At 70.5% G+C, this 16448-nt stretch carries 15 protein-coding genes; 11 read left to right on the top strand and 4 right to left on the bottom strand.

All coding sequences use genetic code 11. The features are described from left to right. Window positions 1-307 precede the first annotated feature (307 nt). The 8 genes from rapZ to ADL03_RS37320 all read left to right on the top strand — a co-directional run bounded on the left by rapZ (window position 308) and on the right by ADL03_RS37320 (window position 7076). A complete protein-coding gene (rapZ, locus tag ADL03_RS37355) occupies window positions 308-1186 on the top strand; it encodes an RNase adapter RapZ (RefSeq protein ID WP_157529633.1) in 879 nt (292 codons plus the stop codon). Next, on the top strand, window positions 1183-2160 hold the full coding sequence (gene yvcK, locus ADL03_RS37350) for a uridine diphosphate-N-acetylglucosamine-binding protein YvcK (RefSeq protein WP_304438821.1): 978 nt from the start codon (window positions 1183-1185) through the stop codon (window positions 2158-2160). Before rapZ ends, yvcK begins: the two co-directional genes overlap by 4 nt. Further along, window positions 2151-3137 (top strand): DNA-binding protein WhiA, encoded by a 987-nt coding sequence (gene whiA, locus ADL03_RS37345; RefSeq protein WP_053738346.1) that lies wholly within the window; start codon window positions 2151-2153, stop codon window positions 3135-3137. The genes yvcK and whiA overlap by 10 nt, the downstream gene beginning before the upstream one ends. A 180-nt stretch (window positions 3138-3317) precedes the next feature. Continuing rightward, complete coding sequence (gene gap / locus ADL03_RS37340; RefSeq protein WP_053738345.1) at window positions 3318-4322, top strand: type I glyceraldehyde-3-phosphate dehydrogenase; 1005 nt, start codon at window positions 3318-3320, stop codon at window positions 4320-4322. Beyond that, window positions 4319-5533: a phosphoglycerate kinase gene (gene pgk, locus ADL03_RS37335; protein ID WP_053738352.1), complete on the top strand. Its 1215-nt coding sequence runs from the start codon at window positions 4319-4321 to the stop codon at window positions 5531-5533. Before gap ends, pgk begins: the two co-directional genes overlap by 4 nt. A gap of 3 nt (window positions 5534-5536) precedes the next feature. After that, window positions 5537-6325, top strand: coding sequence for a triose-phosphate isomerase (tpiA, locus tag ADL03_RS37330; RefSeq protein ID WP_053738344.1), 789 nt, complete (start codon window positions 5537-5539; stop codon window positions 6323-6325). Between the two features lie 95 nt (window positions 6326-6420). Next, the gene (gene secG / locus ADL03_RS37325) at window positions 6421-6666 is read left to right on the top strand and encodes a preprotein translocase subunit SecG (RefSeq protein WP_045316962.1); all 246 of its coding nucleotides are present in this window, start codon (window positions 6421-6423) and stop codon (window positions 6664-6666) included. A 65-nt stretch (window positions 6667-6731) separates the two neighbouring features. Next, window positions 6732-7076 (top strand): RNA polymerase-binding protein RbpA, encoded by a 345-nt coding sequence (locus ADL03_RS37320; RefSeq protein ID WP_053738343.1) that lies wholly within the window; start codon window positions 6732-6734, stop codon window positions 7074-7076. 131 nt (window positions 7077-7207) lie between these two features. Here ADL03_RS37320 and ADL03_RS48995 read toward each other — a convergent pair whose 3' ends face one another. Further along, window positions 7208-8101, bottom strand: a complete 894-nt coding sequence (locus ADL03_RS48995; RefSeq protein ID WP_197288987.1) for a hypothetical protein — start codon at window positions 8099-8101, stop codon at window positions 7208-7210. Between the two features lie 109 nt (window positions 8102-8210). On the opposite strand from ADL03_RS48995, the gene ADL03_RS37305 reads away from it, so the two are divergent. Both ADL03_RS37305 and ADL03_RS37300 read left to right on the top strand, forming a co-directional pair. After that, on the top strand, window positions 8211-8927 hold the full coding sequence (locus ADL03_RS37305; RefSeq protein ID WP_197288986.1) for a hypothetical protein: 717 nt from the start codon (window positions 8211-8213) through the stop codon (window positions 8925-8927). A gap of 10 nt (window positions 8928-8937) precedes the next feature. Beyond that, entirely contained in the window at window positions 8938-10536 is a 1599-nt protein-coding gene (locus ADL03_RS37300) for a serine/threonine-protein kinase (protein ID WP_053738341.1), read from the top strand. A gap of 209 nt (window positions 10537-10745) precedes the next feature. On the opposite strand, the gene ADL03_RS37295 is transcribed toward ADL03_RS37300, so the two are convergent. After that, window positions 10746-11990, bottom strand: coding sequence for a sensor histidine kinase (locus ADL03_RS37295; RefSeq protein ID WP_082373801.1), 1245 nt, complete (start codon window positions 11988-11990; stop codon window positions 10746-10748). Between the two features lie 224 nt (window positions 11991-12214). Continuing rightward, complete coding sequence (locus tag ADL03_RS37290; protein WP_197288985.1) at window positions 12215-12811, bottom strand: DUF4360 domain-containing protein; 597 nt, start codon at window positions 12809-12811, stop codon at window positions 12215-12217. 225 nt (window positions 12812-13036) lie between these two features. Between ADL03_RS37290 and ADL03_RS37285 the strand changes: the two genes are divergently transcribed. Then, a complete protein-coding gene (locus tag ADL03_RS37285; RefSeq protein WP_053738338.1) occupies window positions 13037-13426 on the top strand; it encodes a response regulator in 390 nt (129 codons plus the stop codon). Here ADL03_RS37285 and ADL03_RS37280 read toward each other — a convergent pair. Further along, window positions 13414-16341, bottom strand: coding sequence for a substrate-binding domain-containing protein (locus ADL03_RS37280; RefSeq protein WP_157529631.1), 2928 nt, complete (start codon window positions 16339-16341; stop codon window positions 13414-13416). The genes ADL03_RS37285 and ADL03_RS37280 overlap by 13 nt on opposite strands. Window positions 16342-16448 lie beyond the last annotated feature (107 nt).

The raw sequence follows: 16448 nt of genomic DNA, 5'->3' as shown, positions 1-16448 counted from the left end.
GAACACACCAACCCTCCTGATCCACCTGACAGACGCCCGCCAGCGCACATCCGGACAACATTCACCCACCCGAGTGACGCCAGGACCCGACACCCCACCACCCCACCGCACGACCAGCCCGTCCCCCCGAACGAGACCCGCCTCACCGTGACGCGCGCGTCACGCGGGGCACGAACCTGCCACGCGCGGAGGGCTTCCCGGTGGACACTGCACCCGGCGCGGTCGGACCGACCGGCGCCGGAACCCACGAAGCTGCCCAAACGAGAGCGAACGTGTTCGCTCATGAACAGGTAACGGAGTCGTAGTCGTGAACGCGGAGAAGTCCGGCATCGAAGTCGCCGTGGTGACCGGGCTGTCCGGTGCGGGTCGCAGCACCGCGGCCAAGTGCCTGGAGGACCTCGGCTGGTTCGTCGTGGACAACCTGCCCCCGGAACTCATCGCCACCATGGTCGAGCTCGGCGCGCAGGCGCGTGGGGCGATCACCAGGGTCGCGGTCGTGATGGACGTGCGCAGTCGTGCGTTCACCGAAGACCTCGCGTCGATCATCAAGGACCTGGACGCGCGCGGGTACAAGCCGCGGGTGTTGTTCCTGGAGGCCACCGACGCCGTGCTGATCCGCCGGTTCGAGGCGGTGCGGCGGGGTCACCCGATGCAGGGTGACGGGCGGTTGCAGGACGGCATCGAGGCGGAGCGGGTGCTGCTCACGCCGCTCAAGCAGGAAGCGGACCTGGTGCTCGACACGAGTGCCCTGTCCGTGCACCAGCTGCGGGCGAAGATCGAGGACACGTTCGGCACCGAGGCGGCGACCAGGACGCGGGTCACGGTGCTCAGCTTCGGCTACAAGTACGGGCTGCCGATGGACGCCGACCTCGTCATGGACGTGCGGTTCCTGCCGAACCCGTTCTGGATCCCTGAGCTGCGCGAGCAGACCGGCCTGGACGGCGAGGTGCGCAACTACGTGCTGTCGCAGGAGGGGGCCGAGGAATTTCTGGACCGGTACCACGAGTTGCTCAGGCTGGTCGGCGCCGGATATCGGCGCGAGGGCAAGCGGTACCTGACGCTCGCTATCGGGTGCACCGGTGGCAAGCACCGCAGTGTCGCGCTGTCCGAGGAGTTGTCGGCGCGGCTGGCGAGTGAGGACGGCATGGCGGTCAAGGTTGTGCACAGGGATCTGGGACGCGAGTGACGAAGTTGAAGGCAGTTGCTCTGGGCGGTGGGCACGGGCTGCACGCGACGTTGTCGGCGTTGCGGCGGGTGACCGACGACGTGACGGCCGTGGTGACCGTCGCGGACGACGGGGGCTCGTCGGGGCGGTTGCGGCGGGAGCTGGCGGACCTGTTGCCGCCGGGTGACCTGCGCAAGGCGATGGCGGCGCTGGCGGGGGAGGACGAGCACAGCGTGCTGTGGACGTCGCTCTTCAAGCACCGCTTCGGCGGCACGGGTGCCCTCGCCGGCCACGCGGTCGGCAACCTGGTGCTCGCCGGGCTGCTGGAGCAGCTCGGCGACCCGGTGGCGGTGCTCGACGCGGCCGGGAAGCTGCTCGGCGTGCGGGGGCGGGTGCTGCCGATGTCGAACGACCCGCTCGACATCGAGGCCGACGTCACCGGGCTCGACGAGGACGTCAGGGACGTCCGCCGGATCAGGGGGCAGGTCGCCATCGCGACCACGCCCGGACTGGTGCGGCGGATCCGGCTCACCGCCCCGAACGGGCGACCTGTCGGCTGTCCGCAGGCGGTGGACGCTGTACTCGGCGCCGATCTCGTGCTACTCGGTCCGGGGTCGTGGTTCACCAGCGTGTTGCCGCACCTGCTGGTGCCGGAGCTGCACGACGCGCTGGTGCGCACGCGCGCCAAAAAGGTCCTTGTGCTCAATCTTGTGCCCCAACCGGGTGAAACCGCCGGTTTCTCACCGGAGCGGCATCTGGACGTAGTCTGCGAGCACGCACCCGAGCTGAAGGTGGACGCGGTGATCGCCGACGTCGACTCGGTCCCCACGCCGGACCGGTTGACCAGGGCCGCCTCGGCACTGGGCGCGCGAACGCACCTGGCCAGGATCGCCGCACCGGACGCCGCCGACCGGCACGACCCGGAGGCGCTGGCAGGCTGCCTGAGGCAAGTGGTCGAACAGACCGGAGTGGGAGGGACAGACCCGTGGCGATGACGTCGGCGGTCAAGGACGAGCTGAGCAGGCTCGCGGTATCCAAGACCTGTTGCCGCCGCGCGGAGGTCTCATCCCTGCTCAGGTTCGCCGGTGGCCTGCACATCGTGTCCGGCCGGGTGGTCGTCGAGGCCGAGCTCGACCTCGGTTCCGCGGCCCGCAGGCTGCTCAAGGAGATCCAGGCGCTCTACGGCCACCACGCCGAGGTGTTCACGATCCAGTCGAACGGCCTGCGCAAGGGCACCCGCTACGTGGTCCGCGTCGTCAAGGACGGCGAGGGCCTGGCGCGCCAGACCGGTCTGCTCGACCCGCGCGGCCGCCCGGTGCGCGGCCTGCCGGCACCCGTGGTGTCCGGTGGCGTGTGCGACGCCGAGGCGGCGTGGCGCGGCGCCTTCCTGGCCCACGGCTCGCTGACCGAACCCGGCCGCAGCTCCTCGCTGGAGATCACCTGCCCCGGTCCGGAGGCGGCGCTGGCGCTGGTCGGTGCGGCCCGCAGGATGCAGATCGCCTCCAAGCAACGCGAGGTCCGCGGCGCGGAACGCGTGGTCATCCGCGACGGCGACGCCATCGGCGCCATGCTGACCAGGCTCGGCGCTCACGACAGCGTCCTGGCCTGGGAGGAACGCCGCATGCGCCGCGAGGTTCGCGCCACGGCCAACCGCCTGGCGAACTTCGACGACGCCAACCTCCGCCGCTCAGCCCGCGCCGCGGTCGCCGCGGCCGCACGGGTCGCGCGCGCGTTGGAGATCCTCGGCCCGGAGGCCCCCGACCACCTGGCGGCCGCGGGCCAGCTGCGCCTGGCGCACCGGCAGGCGTCGCTGGAGGAGCTCGGGCAGCTGTCCGAGCCGCAGATGACCAAGGACGCCGTTGCCGGGCGCATAAGGCGTCTCTTGGCGATGGCCGACAAGCGCGCGAAGGACCTGGGGCTGCCCGACACCGAGTCGGCGGTCACCGCGGAGATGCTCGAAGCCGAGGTCTGAGGCGTCCGGCGCGGGCGGCGGCCCGTCGCCCGCGCCGCCGTGCCGCGCTACGCCGAACGGCCTAATCAGAGCCTGTTTTTCTGGTTCGATCCAGAGATACTCACTATCCCTGTGACCAGCGACGCAGTTCGGCAGATAGGGTGGGCCTGTTCCTAGCCAGCTGAACGCAAGGAGTCCGTCGTGACGGTTCGTGTAGGTGTCAACGGGTTCGGTCGCATCGGCCGCAACTTCTTCCGCGCGGTGCGTGCCGGCGGCCACGACATCGAGATCGTCGCGTTCAACGACCTCGGTGACGTCGCCACCATGGCCCACCTGCTGAAGTACGACAGCATCCTCGGTCGCCTGGACGCCGACGTGCAGGTCACCGACGAGGGCATCTCCGTCGACGGCAAGGTCATCAAGGCCCTCGCCGAGCGTGAGCCGGGCAAGCTGCCCTGGAAGGACCTCGGCGTCGACGTCGTCGTCGAGTCGACCGGCTTCTTCACCGACGCCACCAAGGCCCGCTCGCACGTCGACGAGGGTGGCGCCAAGAAGGTCATCATCTCCGCGCCGGCCAAGAACGAGGACCTGACGGTCGTCATCGGCGCGAACGAGGAGAAGCTCGACGGGTCGCAGACGATCATCTCGAACGCGTCCTGCACCACGAACTGCCTCGCGCCGCTCGCCAAGGTCCTCAACGACAGCTTCGGCATCGAGCAGGGCCTGATGACCACGATCCACGCGTACACGCAGGACCAGAACCTGCAGGACGCGCCGCACAAGGACCTGCGCCGCGCCCGCGCCGCCGCGCTGAACATCGTGCCGACCAGCACGGGTGCCGCGAAGGCCATCGGCCTGGTGCTGCCGGAGCTGCAGGGCAAGCTCGACGGCTACGCGCTGCGCGTGCCGATCCCCACCGGCTCGGCCACCGACCTGACCGTCACGCTCAAGCGCGAGGTCACCGTGGACGAGGTCAACGCCGCGTACAAGGCCGCCGCCGAGGGCCCCCTGGCCGGCATCCTCAAGTACTCGACGGACCCGATCGTGTCGGCCGACATCGTCACCGACCCGCACTCGTGCATCTACGACGCGCCGCTGACCAAGGTCATCGGCAACCAGGTCAAGGTCGTCGGCTGGTACGACAACGAGTGGGGCTACTCCAACCGCCTCGCGGACCTGGTCAAGCTCGTCGCGTCCAAGATCTGAGCAGGGGCGAAAAGTCAGTGAAGACTCTCAGCGACCTGCTCGCAGAGGGTGTCGCGGGTCGGCGCGTCCTGGTGCGCGCCGACCTGAACGTCCCCCTCGACGGAGACCGGATCACCGACGACGGCCGCGTCCGCGCGTCGGTGCCGACGATCAAGGCGCTGGCCGACGCCGGTGCCCGCGTGATCGTCACCGCTCACCTCGGCCGCCCCAAGGGCGAGCCGGACCCGAAGTTCTCCCTCGCCTCGGCCGCCGCTCGCCTCGGTGAGCTGCTCGGCGCCGAGGTCGCGCTCGCGGACGACCTGGTCGGCGACTCCGCCAAGGCCGTCGTCGCCGCGCTGACCGACGGTGGCGTCGTGATGCTGGAGAACGTGCGCTTCGACGCCCGCGAGACCTCGAAGGACGACGCCGAACGCGGCACGCTGGCCGACGAGCTGGCGGCGTTCGCGGACGCGTTCGTCTCCGACGGCTTCGGTGTCGTGCACCGCAAGCAGGCCTCCGTCTACGACGTGGCGCAGAAGCTGCCCGCCTACGTCGGCGGCCTGGTCGAGACCGAGCTGGGCGTGCTGCGCAAGCTCACCGACGACCTGGAGCGCCCGTACGTCGTGGTGCTCGGCGGCGCGAAGGTGTCCGACAAGCTCGGCGTCATCGCGAACCTGCTGTCCAAGGTCGACAAGCTCGTCATCGGCGGCGGCATGGCGTACACGTTCCTCAAGGCCCAGGGCCACGAGGTCGGCACGTCGCTGCTGCAGGAGGACCAGCTCGACCAGGTGAAGGGCTTCCTCGCGGAGGCCGAGGAGCGCGGCGTCGAGCTCGTGCTGCCGGTCGACGTGCTGGTCACCGCCGAGTTCGGCAACACCGAGCACGACGTCGTGGGCACCGACGCGATCCCCGCCGACAAGATGGGCCTCGACATCGGCCCGAAGTCGCGCGAGCTGTTCGCCTCGAAGCTCGCCGACGCCAAGACCGTGTTCTGGAACGGCCCGATGGGCGTGTTCGAGATCGAGACCTACGCCGGCGGCACCCGTGCCGTGGCCGAGGCGCTCGTGGCCTCCGACGCGTTCACCGTCGTCGGTGGTGGCGACTCCGCCGCCGCCGTGCGCGCGCTGGGCCTGCCCGAGGACGGTTTCTCGCACATCTCCACGGGCGGCGGCGCCTCCCTGGAGTTCCTCGAGGGCAAGGAACTGCCCGGCATCAGCGTTTTGGAGGCCTGAGCGATGGCAGCCCGGCTCCCGCTCATCGCGGGCAACTGGAAGATGAACCTCAACCACCTCGAAGCGATCGGCCTCGTGCAGAAGATCGCCTTCTCCCTGCCGGAGAAGTACTTCGCCAAGGTCGAGGTGGCCGTTCTCCCGCCGTTTGTCGACATCCGCAGCATCCAGACGCTGGTCGACGGCGACAAGCTGCTGCTCAAGTACGGCGCGCAGGACATCTCGCGGCACGACTCCGGTGCCTACACCGGTGAGGTGTCGGGCCTGATGCTCAAGAAGCTCGGCTGCCACTACGTCGTCGTCGGCCACTCCGAGCGCCGCGAGTACCACGGCGAGACCGACGCGCTGGTCAACGCCAAGATCGCCGCCGCGCTCAAGCACGAGGTCACGCCGATCTTCTGCTTCGGCGAGAAGCTCGACGTCCGCGAGGCGAAGGGCCACCTGGAGCTCGTCCGCCGGCAGCTGGAGGACGGCCTCAAGGGCTTCACCGCCGAGCAGGTCGCCAAGATCGTGTTCGCCTACGAGCCGGTGTGGGCGATCGGCACGGGCAAGACCGCGTCCTCGGCCGACGCGCAGGAGGTGTGCTCGCTGGTCCGCTCGTTCGTGGCGGAGAAGTTCGGTGAGGAGACCGCGGCGGTCGTGCGGGTGCTCTACGGCGGTTCGGTGAAGTCGTCGAACATCGGCGAGCTCATCGGGCAGAAGGACATCGACGGCGCTCTCGTCGGCGGTGCGAGCCTTCAGGCGGACGAATTCACCAAGCTGTGCGCTCTGGCCGCGGGCGGGCCTCTACCCTAAGTTGATCCGAACACACCACGCACCCCAAGTGGTTGCACACGTTCGGCAGTCGAGCAGGTACTCTATGGCGTCGGCTGCCTGTCAGTGAGGAAGAAATGGTCCTGTTCCTGCAGATCCTGTTGATCGTCTCCAGCGTGCTCCTGGTGCTGCTCGTGCTGCTGCACCGCGGCCGTGGTGGCGGCCTTTCTTCGCTGTTCGGCGGCGGCATGCAGTCGAGTCTGTCCGGTTCGTCCGTCGTCGAGAAGAACCTCGACCGCCTGACTCTGTTCGTCGGCGCGGTCTGGATCATCGCGATCGTGGGCATCGGACTGCTGATCAAGCTGCCCGGCGCGGGTAGCTGATCTCCGTTCAGCGGCAGAAGCCCTTCGGGGCTTGGGGTAACCACTTGGTGGGGGTGTAACGGTCGATGTCTGGTGGTAACGCGATTCGCGGTACCCGCGTCGGCGCAGGCCCGATGGGCGAGTCGGAGCGCGGCGAGTCCGCGCCGCGCCGTCGGGTGTCGTACTGGTGCGCGAACGGTCACGAGTCCCGGCCTTCCTTCGCGGTCGACGCGGAGATTCCCGAGAACTGGGACTGCCCGCGCTGCGGCCTGCCGGCAGGTCGTGACGAGCAGACGCCACCCGCGCCTCCGCGCAACGAGCCGTACAAGACGCACCTCGCGTACGTGAAGGAGCGGCGCTCCGACGCGGACGGTGAGGCGATCCTCGAAGAGGCTCTCGCCAAGCTGCGCCGTCAGCGCGAGGAACCGTAAGGCTCGAACAGTTTTCCGAACACCGCGACAGGCCCCCTCATCTGCGGAGAGGGGGCCTGTCGCGTTTCCTGCCCGAGGCCACGCGGGGAGCTTTCGTACGATCCTGGCGTGCGGAAGGTCCCCGCGTGCGGTCAGCGGCGCAGGCCGGAGAACTGGCGGCGCAGCATCACGGCACCGATCAGCAGGAAGAACAACAGCACCACGAGCGTGCTGCTCGTGCCGCCGGACGAGCTCGACAGCGTCACGTCGACGTTGCCGACGAGCGTGATGCCGCACTCGGCCCGCACCCGGTGCCGGCCCGGTTCGATGCTCGCGAACCTCACCGGCGCGGTGAAGTCGCCGTTGTCGTCGGCCGTGGTCCTGCCGACGTCCTGGCCGAGCGACCGCAGCGTCACGCTGGCGCCCTTGGGACAACCGGTGCCGGTCGCGGTCAGGTCCTCGCCGGGCTGGATGTTGTCCTTGTCGAGCACCAGGACACCGTCGCTGGAGGAGCCGAACGGGTCGGTGGACGACGGCGCGTCCGTGGACGACGGTGTGCTCGTGGTGGTGGTGGTCGTCGTGCTGGGCGCGCTCGTGGTGGTCGTCGTGACCGGCGGCCGCGTCACGGGCGGGGTGGTGACCGGCGGGTTCGTCACCGGGGGAGCGGTGACGGGCGGCTGCGTGACCGGCGGCGGCGGGGTCGTGGTCGTCGGCGGGATGCGGACGGTGAACGTCGTCGACGCCGAACCGGCGGGGCAGGAGGTGGCCTGCACGGTCACGCGGTGGCTGCCGGCGGTGGCGCCGGTCGGAACCGTTGCCGAACCGGAACCCGTCCCGCGACCCGATCCCGTGCCGCTGCCCACTACGGTCTTGCCGTCCCAGAGCACACGCATGCCGTAGCTCGTGCAGTCCGGGTCGTAGAAGATCCCGGTCCACGCGACCTTGAAGGCCGTTCCAGGGGCTCCGACGTTCGGGTTCGCCGAGAGCGCCGGCGGCTGCTGGGCGGCCACCGGTGTGGCGCTGAGCACCGTAACACCGGCCGCCAAGGCCACGAGTAAGCCTGAAGACCGCATTCCCTCTCCCCGGATCAGAACCGAAGGTGCGCTAGTGAGACGTCGTATGACCGGTGCAGGTTCACTGCTGTGGTGCGGAATTATGCTGCTGCCGTCCACCGCGTCCGCACAGGGCGGGTCCGTGACGCTCGAAGCCACAGTGGACAGTACGCCGGTTGGCGCAACGGTCATGGTGCTCGACCCGGAGAGGACCGCCAAGATCTCGGTCACGGTGCGCAACGACACGAGCACCGTGCAGCGCGTGAAGACCGTGCGGATCAGCGGGTCCGCGTTGGCGCTGACCTTCTTCGCCTACGACACAACGGTTCCGTTCGACGTGCCGGCGGGGGAGAGCGAGACGCGGACGTTCCCGCTGGAGCCCGCCGACCTGGGCGCGCAGGCCACCGGACTGCTGCCGGTCGCGGTCGAGGTCATCGACCCGCAGCGGAACGTGATCGCCTCGATCGACGCCACCGGTGACATCCGCGGCTCGCTGTGGTCGGTCTACGGCGCGTTCGGGCTCGGGGTGCTGGTGCTGACGGCGTTGTCGTGGCTGAGCGCGCTGATCGCGCTCGCCCGCCGTCGGCTGCCCGCGAACCGGTGGCAGCGGGCGATGCGGTTCCTGCCCGCCGGTGTCGGGACCGGGCTGATCGCGGTGTTCTCGTTGTCGGTGCTGCGGCTCGTGGCACCGTCGCCCACGGCGGAGATCCCGTTCCTCGTCGGCGCGGCCGCCGTCGCGTTGCTCCTCGGCTACGTGACGCCGCATCCCGGCGAACACCACCTGTCCGAAATGGATACCGTCAGGATTCCGAAACCGTGAGGATGCACCGGTGACTTTGTCCAGTGTGGTCGCCGCGCTCCCGCAGTACGCCGTCGGCGAGCAGATCGGCGAGGGCGGGATGGGCGTCGTCTACGGCGGCGTGCACCGGCAGCTCGGCCGTCCGGTGGCGATCAAACGGCTGCCCGCCGCCGTCGCGGAGGACCCGCGGATGAGCGAGCGCTTCGAGCACGAGGCACGGCTGCTCGCCCGGCTCGACCACCCGCACATCGTGCCCGTGTACGACTACGTGCGGCAGCACGGCGAGCACCTGCTCGTGATGGAACGCCTCGACGGCGGCACGGTGTGGTCGCGGTTCGCCTCCGACGGGCTGACCGCGCAGCAGTCGTGCGGCATCGTGCTGGCGGCGCTGTCCGGGCTGCACGCGGCGCACGAGGCCGGCGTGCTGCACCTCGACGTCAAGCCGAAGAACCTGCTCTTCACGTCGAACGGCCTGGTGAAGGTCGCCGACTTCGGCATCTCCCAGGTGGTGTCCGAGGGCGCCACGCTGGTCACGCACGGCGGCGCGGTGCTCGGCACACCCGCCTACATCGCGCCGGAACAGGCGCTGGGCAACGCGCTCACGCCCGCCGCGGACGTCTACGCCGCCGGCACGGTGCTGTACGAGCTGCTGAGCGGCGACCTGCCGTTCGAGCGCGGCGGCGGGCCGATCGCGATGATCCAGAAGCGCGTCTACCAGGAACCGAGGCCGCTGCACACCGTGCCGGAACCGCTGGCCGGCGTGGTGATGCACAGCCTCACCCGCGACCCGTCCGCGCGGTACCGCAACGCGGAGACGTTCGCGATCGACCTGGCGGGCGCGGCGGCCCACCTGTTCGGGCCGGACTGGCTCATGCGCCTCGGCATGCCCGTGCACCTCGCGCCGCAGGTCTCGGCGTCCTCGGCGAAGCCGTCCGCCCGGCCTGCCCAGCCGCGCGAGACGCTCTCGATCACCCGGCAGCCGATCAGGGCCACGCTCACGGACCCGGTTCCCGCGGCGCGGCTCAGCGGCGGCAGCACGCTGGTGCCGGCCGCCCAGGTGATCAAGCCGCCGGCGCGCCCGTGGTGGCTGTGGCTGGTGGCCGCGGTGTCGTTGCTGGCGCTGGTGGCCGTGCCGTTCGCGGTGCCGGGGCGGGAGCTGCCGTCGTTCCCGGCGGACCTGTCCGGGCCGGTGACGGTAGAGGGGCAACGGCTGGTGGTCAGCCTGGCCGGTGTCCAGCTCGCGGACGTGCCGCGCGGACCGGCCGGGTTCGAGCTGCCCGGTGCGGCGCGGTGGATCGTCGGCGGCGCGGTCACGGCGGCCGCGGACGGGCGCGAGTTCCTGCTCGTGTCGAACCGGACGCCGTGGCTGAGCATCATGGGCACGGGTTCCGCGCTGCTGCTGCTCTTCACGCTGGCCTACCTGGAGTCGAACCTGCGGGCCCAGCGGCGCCGGCAGACCGGGGCCGGCGCGGTGGTCGTGTCGGTGCCGCTCGGCTTCGGGCTCGGGCTCGCGGTGTGGCTGCTGGTGTCCGTGCTGCTCCAGCGCGAGCCCACCCTGCCGATCGCCCTGACCTGCGGGGTCCTCGGCGCGGCGGCGGGGATCAGCGCGGCGCTGGCCTCCCGGCGCTGAGCCTGGGCCCCGCCCGGCCGGAGGGGGCTGTCCGGCTGCGGGGAGCTGCCGGGCAGGGGAGAGCTATCCCGCTGGGATGAGCTGTCCCGCTGGGAAGAGCTGTCCGGCTGGAGGGAGCTGCGGGGCTGGGGAGAGCTGTCCGGCTGAGAAAAAGCTGCCGGGCTGGGGAGCTGTCCGGCTGGAGGGAGCTGGTCGTCCGGCTGGAGCGCTCAGTCGTCGGAGGAGCGCTGGGTGGGGAACGACGCCGCCACCAGGTAGCCGCCCTCGTCGGTCGGCCCCGCGGAGAACTCGCCGCCCAGCAGCGTGGCGCGCTCCCGCAGGCCGACCAGGCCGTGGCCACCGCTGGGCAGCGACTGGCCGGGCTCCGGCGCGGCCGTGTTGCGCACTTCGACGCGCACGGCCTCGTCGTCGGCGTCCACCACCACGTGCGCGGCGGCACCGGGCGCGTGCTTGCGGACGTTCGTCAACGCCTCCTGCACGGTCCGGTAGACCGCACCGGACACGGGGGCGGGCACGTCCTGCACCGGCCCGTGGACCTGCAGGTCCACCTCGAATCCGGCGTCGGCGGCGAGCTCGGGCAGCTGGCCGACACCGGGCTGGGCCGCGTCGTCGCCGTCGGCCGTGCGCAGGACGGACACGAGCTGGCGCAGCTCGTCCAGGGTGCGCGTGGAGAGCGTCCTGATGGTGGTGGCCACCTGTTTGTGCTCGGCGTTGGCGACGGCCATCCGCAGCGCGCCGGCCTGCATGGCGATGAGGCTGACCTGGTGCGACACCACGTCGTGCATCTCACGGGCCAAGCGCGCGCGTTCGTCGGCACGGATGGCGTGCGCGTGCAGGACGCGTTCGCGTTCACGGGACTCGGCGAGCTCGGCGATGCGGTCGGCCAGCTGCTGGCGTGCGTGGGCGAGCAGGGCCAGTGCGATCGGCAGGCCCGCGATCATCACGCCGCGGATCGCCGAGTGCAGGTGGGCGTACCAGGGGAACTTGAGGAAGTCCTCCGGTGGCCACAGGGCCGAGCGGCTCAGCCACACCAGCACGCCCGCCGCCAGCGTCTGCCAGCCCCACACGTACCGGCGCGCGACCGCGTACAGGGCGATCATCGCGGCCATCTGCGCCCAGCCGAAGAAGAAACCGGGGATGGTCAGCAGCGCGACCGCGAACGGGAACCGGCGGCGCAGCAGCAGCACGGCGGCCGCGAGCCAGGACAACCACAGCGAGTAGGCCGGCGGGTTCTCGTCGGCCAGCCACGACATGCCGAGCCAGACGTCGAGCACCCCGACGAGCACCAGCCCCAGGTCGGCCGCGACCTGGCGGACGTCGCCGGTCAACGGCCAGCGCGAACCGGCCTCTGCCGATGTCGGCCGCCAGGCCGGGAGCAGCGTCGTGGTCAGGATCCGACCTCCCCTGTGAGCCGTGCGATCCTCACCGTACTGCGCGTATGCGGCGGTTGGCATGGCTGCCCCTTCACCCCGACCTGCTCCGTCACGAGTTAAGGACAGCGTTGCGCGCGGATCTGTACGTCGCTGAGCTGACCAATGTGCTACCGCACACGCGCCGGGCGTGTGCGGTAGCTCCGGGGGAGGTCGGCGCTTCGAGCGCACGCGGTGAGCACGGAACACCTTTCCGGCGCAACTCAGGGGGCGGGAAAGGCGCCGGATTGTCAGCAGAACGTCAGGTGCTAGTCGCAGCGCTTCCACGAGAACTGGAACAGCGTGCGCACTTCGCCACGCGCGTAGTCCATCGTCATGAAACTGTTCGCGCCGGGGTCCGAAGAACCCTTGTCGACGCGCAGGGAGCTGTTGACGTTGAGATTCCGCTTCTCGCCGCACGGCGCGTAGACGATGTCCGCGAACTCGGTCCGGTGGGTCACCCGCCAGTTGTCGTCGACCGGCCCGGCGAACGAGTGCTTCTTCTGGTTGTTCGCCGCCTGGCCCTGGAAGTAGTAATTGACCCACTGGTGCCCGGTGGCGCCCCGCTCCAGGTGCGCGAAACCGCCGTACGTGGCTTCCGCGATGCCGTAGGTGAAGCCCTGCGGAATGTTGATCTGCAGGTTGAGCTGGCAGTTCTTCCGGAAGTCGGTGGCACCCGCGCCCTTGCCGGCCTGCGCGAGGTAGTCGCTGTACATCACCCAGAACGACGTGTTGTCCGGTGAGACGACCACCTCCGCGGTGCCCTGTTCGCACCCGGACCCGTTGACCGTCACCACGTCGATCGTCACCCGCTCCGAAGGAGTCACAGCGGCTTGCGCGGGTGCGGAGGACAATGTGAACAGCACGGCCACACAGGCTGCTGCCGTCGCTTTGCGCATGGAGTTGGCCTTTCCTGGTGCCTCTTTCTCAGCGTGGAGCGGCAGCGGTGCACGGAGGCTAGCGCAGAAACAGGCACGACGATGTAGCCCGAACGGACCTCGTCACGCCGTGGAGCGGCTCGTGAACAATTATCGGTAATAGTTGTGCACCTGGTGCTGAGTGGACGAATGGTTTCCGGCATACTGACGCCCATGCAGCAAGCCGGTCTGGTGCTCGTGGTCGAGGACGAGGACCCCGTGCGCAGGTACACCGTCAGCCTGCTCGAAGAGCTGGGCTACCGCGTCCTGCAGGCGGCCGACGGCACCGAGGCGCTCGCGATCCTGCGGGAGCGCCGCGCGGAGGTCAGCGTGATGCTGCTCGACCACAGCATGCCCGGCCTGTCCGGCGGCGAGGTGCTGACCGAGGTGGAACGCGAGGGGCTGTCCGTGCCCGTCGTGCTGACCAGCGGCCACGACCGCACGGTGCTCCAGCACCGGTTCGCGGGCCACGACGTGGCGGGCTACCTGCAGAAACCGTTCCGGATCGAGGCGCTCGACGAAAGCGTGCGGCTCGCCGTGGCCAAGCGCGCTCAGGCCTCCTGACCCGGTCCGGGGCGATCGGGCCCGGCCCGGTCCAGCACCGCGCGGACGCGGTCGAGCAGTTCCGACTCGACGTACGGCTTGCTGATCAGCACCTCGTCGGTCATCGGCTCGTCGGTGGTGTACCCGGACATGTAGATGACGGCGGGGGCCACGCCCGTGGACCGCAGCAGCGCCACGAGCTCGGGACCGCCCATCTTCGGCATGACGACGTCGGTGAGCACGAGGTCGATGGTGCTGCGGTGCTCGGCCGCGAGCTGGAGCGCCTCCTGGCCGTCGCCCGCCTCGACCACCGCGTACCCGGCGGTCTCCAGCGAGCGGCGGGTCAGGACCCGCACCTGCGCGTCGTCCTCCACGAGCAGCACCGTGCCCGCGCCGAGCTGCGTGGTGACGCGACGCGCGCACGGTGCCGTCGCCGCACCACCTGTCTCGTGCGGCACCGGTAGGTAGACCTCGACGGTCGTGCCCTGACCGGGTGCGCTGACGACCTCGATCTGGCCACCGCTCTGCTGCACGATGCCGAACACCGTGGACAGGCCCAGCCCGGTGCCCTTGCCGACCGGTTTCGTCGTGAAGTACGGCTCGAACACCTGCGCCAGCACCGACGCCTCCATGCCCGCACCCGTGTCGCGCACCCGCATCACGACGTACTCGCCGGGCCGCACGCCGACGATGCGGCCGGTGTCGCCGGGGCCGAGCGTGGCGTCGGCGATCTCCACGGCCAGCGTGCCGCCCTGGGGCATCGCGTCGCGCGAGTTCACCGCGAGGTTGAACAGGATCTGCTCGACCTGGCCCGCGTCCGCCCAGACCCGGGAGACGCCGTCGGGCAGGTCGAGCTCCAGCTCGATCCGGTCGCCGACGAGCGTGCGCAGCATCGAGCCGACCTTGGTCAGGTTCTCCTTCAGGTCGAGCGACTCGGGGTGCAGCACCTGCTGGCGGGTGAACGCGAGCAGCTGCCGGGTCAGGTTCGCCGCCCGCTCACCGGCGTGGTGGATGTCCTCGATCGCCGTGCGCCGCGGGTCGTCGGGCAGGGTGCGCCGCAGCAGCATCTCGCTGTTGCCGTTGACCACGGTCAGGATGTTGTTGAAGTCGTGCGCGATGCCCCCGGTCAACCGGCCGATGGCCTCCATCTTCTGCGCGTGCCGCAGCTGCGCCTCGGTCTCGCCGACGCGTTCTTCGAGCCGGGCGCGCGCGTCCTTCAGCTCCTGCATCAGCCGGATGCCGCGCAGTGCGCTGCTGAGCTGCTGCTGCACGGCCTCGTAGATCCAGCCCTGCTCCGGGCCCTCCTCGAAGATCACGTACCCGAGGTGCTCGTCGTCGGTGTGCAGCGGCGCGACCAGCGAGCTGAACGGTTCGTCGCGGCGGTACGGGTACGGCGTGAGGTTGACGGCCGGGAACGGCGTGGCCGGGCAGATGCGCAGCTTGCCCTGCTCGTAGCGCACGAGCACACGCGCGATGCCGGGCGCCTCGTACGCCATGACGTGGCACGACGGGATGCCCAGCCGGGGGAGCTCGTCGACCAGCGCGTCCGTCAGTTCGTTGACGTCCCTCGACGCGATGAGCCGCTGTCCGGCTTCGCGCACCGTCTGGTCGTGGCGTTCGTGGGAGAGGTACTTGAACTTCGCGTCCGTGCGGAACGCGTCACCCACGAGCAGTTGCACGCGCAGCCACAGCTCCTGGACCAGCGTGGCGTCGGTGACCCGCGACGTGACGAACCGGTACAGGTCGAACAGCGGCGCCCACCAGCTCTCCGGCACGCACCCGGCGCGCGCGCTCGCCCTGAGGTACTCGGCGAGCATCTTGAGGAACTCCGCGCCCTCCACCTCACCGCGCCCGGCCGCCATCAGCTCGACGACCAGCGACTCGGCCCAGCCGTCCGGCAGCGCCTGCGACAGCGGGCCGAGCGAGGAGCGGAGGTGGTCGGCCACGGTGTGCGCGGTCGCCGACTCCGACAGGGTGAGCCGGCCGTGCGCGGGCGCGTGGCCACCCAGCCCGGTCGGCAGGCAGCCGCACGACCTGCGCACGACCAGCTCGGTCCGCATCGTCTGCACCGGCGGCGTGGGCCGCTTGAGGACCAGTGCCAGCGCCAGCTCCGCGGCCCGGACGCCCATCTCGTGGAACGGGGCGCGCACCGTGGTGAACGCGGGCGTCGCCGCGTCGACGTCGACCTCGCGGTGCACCCTGGCCCGGCGGCCGTCGCCCCGGACGTAGCCGAGGTCGTGCGTGCGCACGTTGGTGTGGTTGTCGTACCCGACGACCGCGATGTCCTCGGGCGTGCGGAACCCCAGCTCCTCCAGCGCGGTCACGACACCGGTGGCGTAGTCGTCGTTGGCGGCGGCGATGGCGTCCGGCGGCACCGCCACCGACGCGAGCATCCGCCGCACCGCCTCGGCCGCGCTCCCCGGCTCCCAGGCGAACGAGCCCGGCATCGTCACCAGCCCGGGGTCGAGCGGGATCCCGTGCCGGCGCAACGAGTCCGCGTACCCCTGGAACCGCTCCTGCGCCCCGGCGTGCGACTGAGGCCCGCGCACGAACGCGATGCGCCGCTTGCCGTGCACCTCGATGAGGTGGTCGACGGCCTGCCGCATGCCGTTCCGGTTGTCCATCAAGATGGCCGGCCACTGCGCGAGGGAGGTCTCCACACTCACCATCGGCATCGGCGCGTACCGCTTCACGTACTCCCGCATGCCTTCGGAGCCGATGAGCTGCCCCACGCGCGTGGTCCACACGACGAGCGCGTCGATGCGATCCGGCGACACGAGGTCGTACACGGCGTTGGCACGGCGTTTGTGCGGCTCCGGGTGGTCCAGCTCGCTGCCCACGAAGCACACGAGGTCACACCCGAGCCGCTGCGCGCCGTCGCTCACACCACGCCACTGCTCGCCCGCCAGCTCGACCAGCGGGCCGGCGGTGATCATCCCGATGGTGGGCCGCCGCCTGGCACTGCCGTTCGCCACAGAACCCCCGCTGTATCAACGCGATTTGAGATGATACGCGTTGTCGGGGGCAACGCCCCGCGCGTCAC

This window comes from Nocardia sp. NRRL S-836 (genome assembly GCF_001279525.1).
Taxonomy (GTDB): Bacteria; Actinomycetota; Actinomycetes; order Mycobacteriales; family Pseudonocardiaceae; genus Lentzea.
The sequence above is the reverse complement of the archived record's forward strand: the minus strand, read 5'-3'. Positions and strand labels throughout refer to the sequence as shown.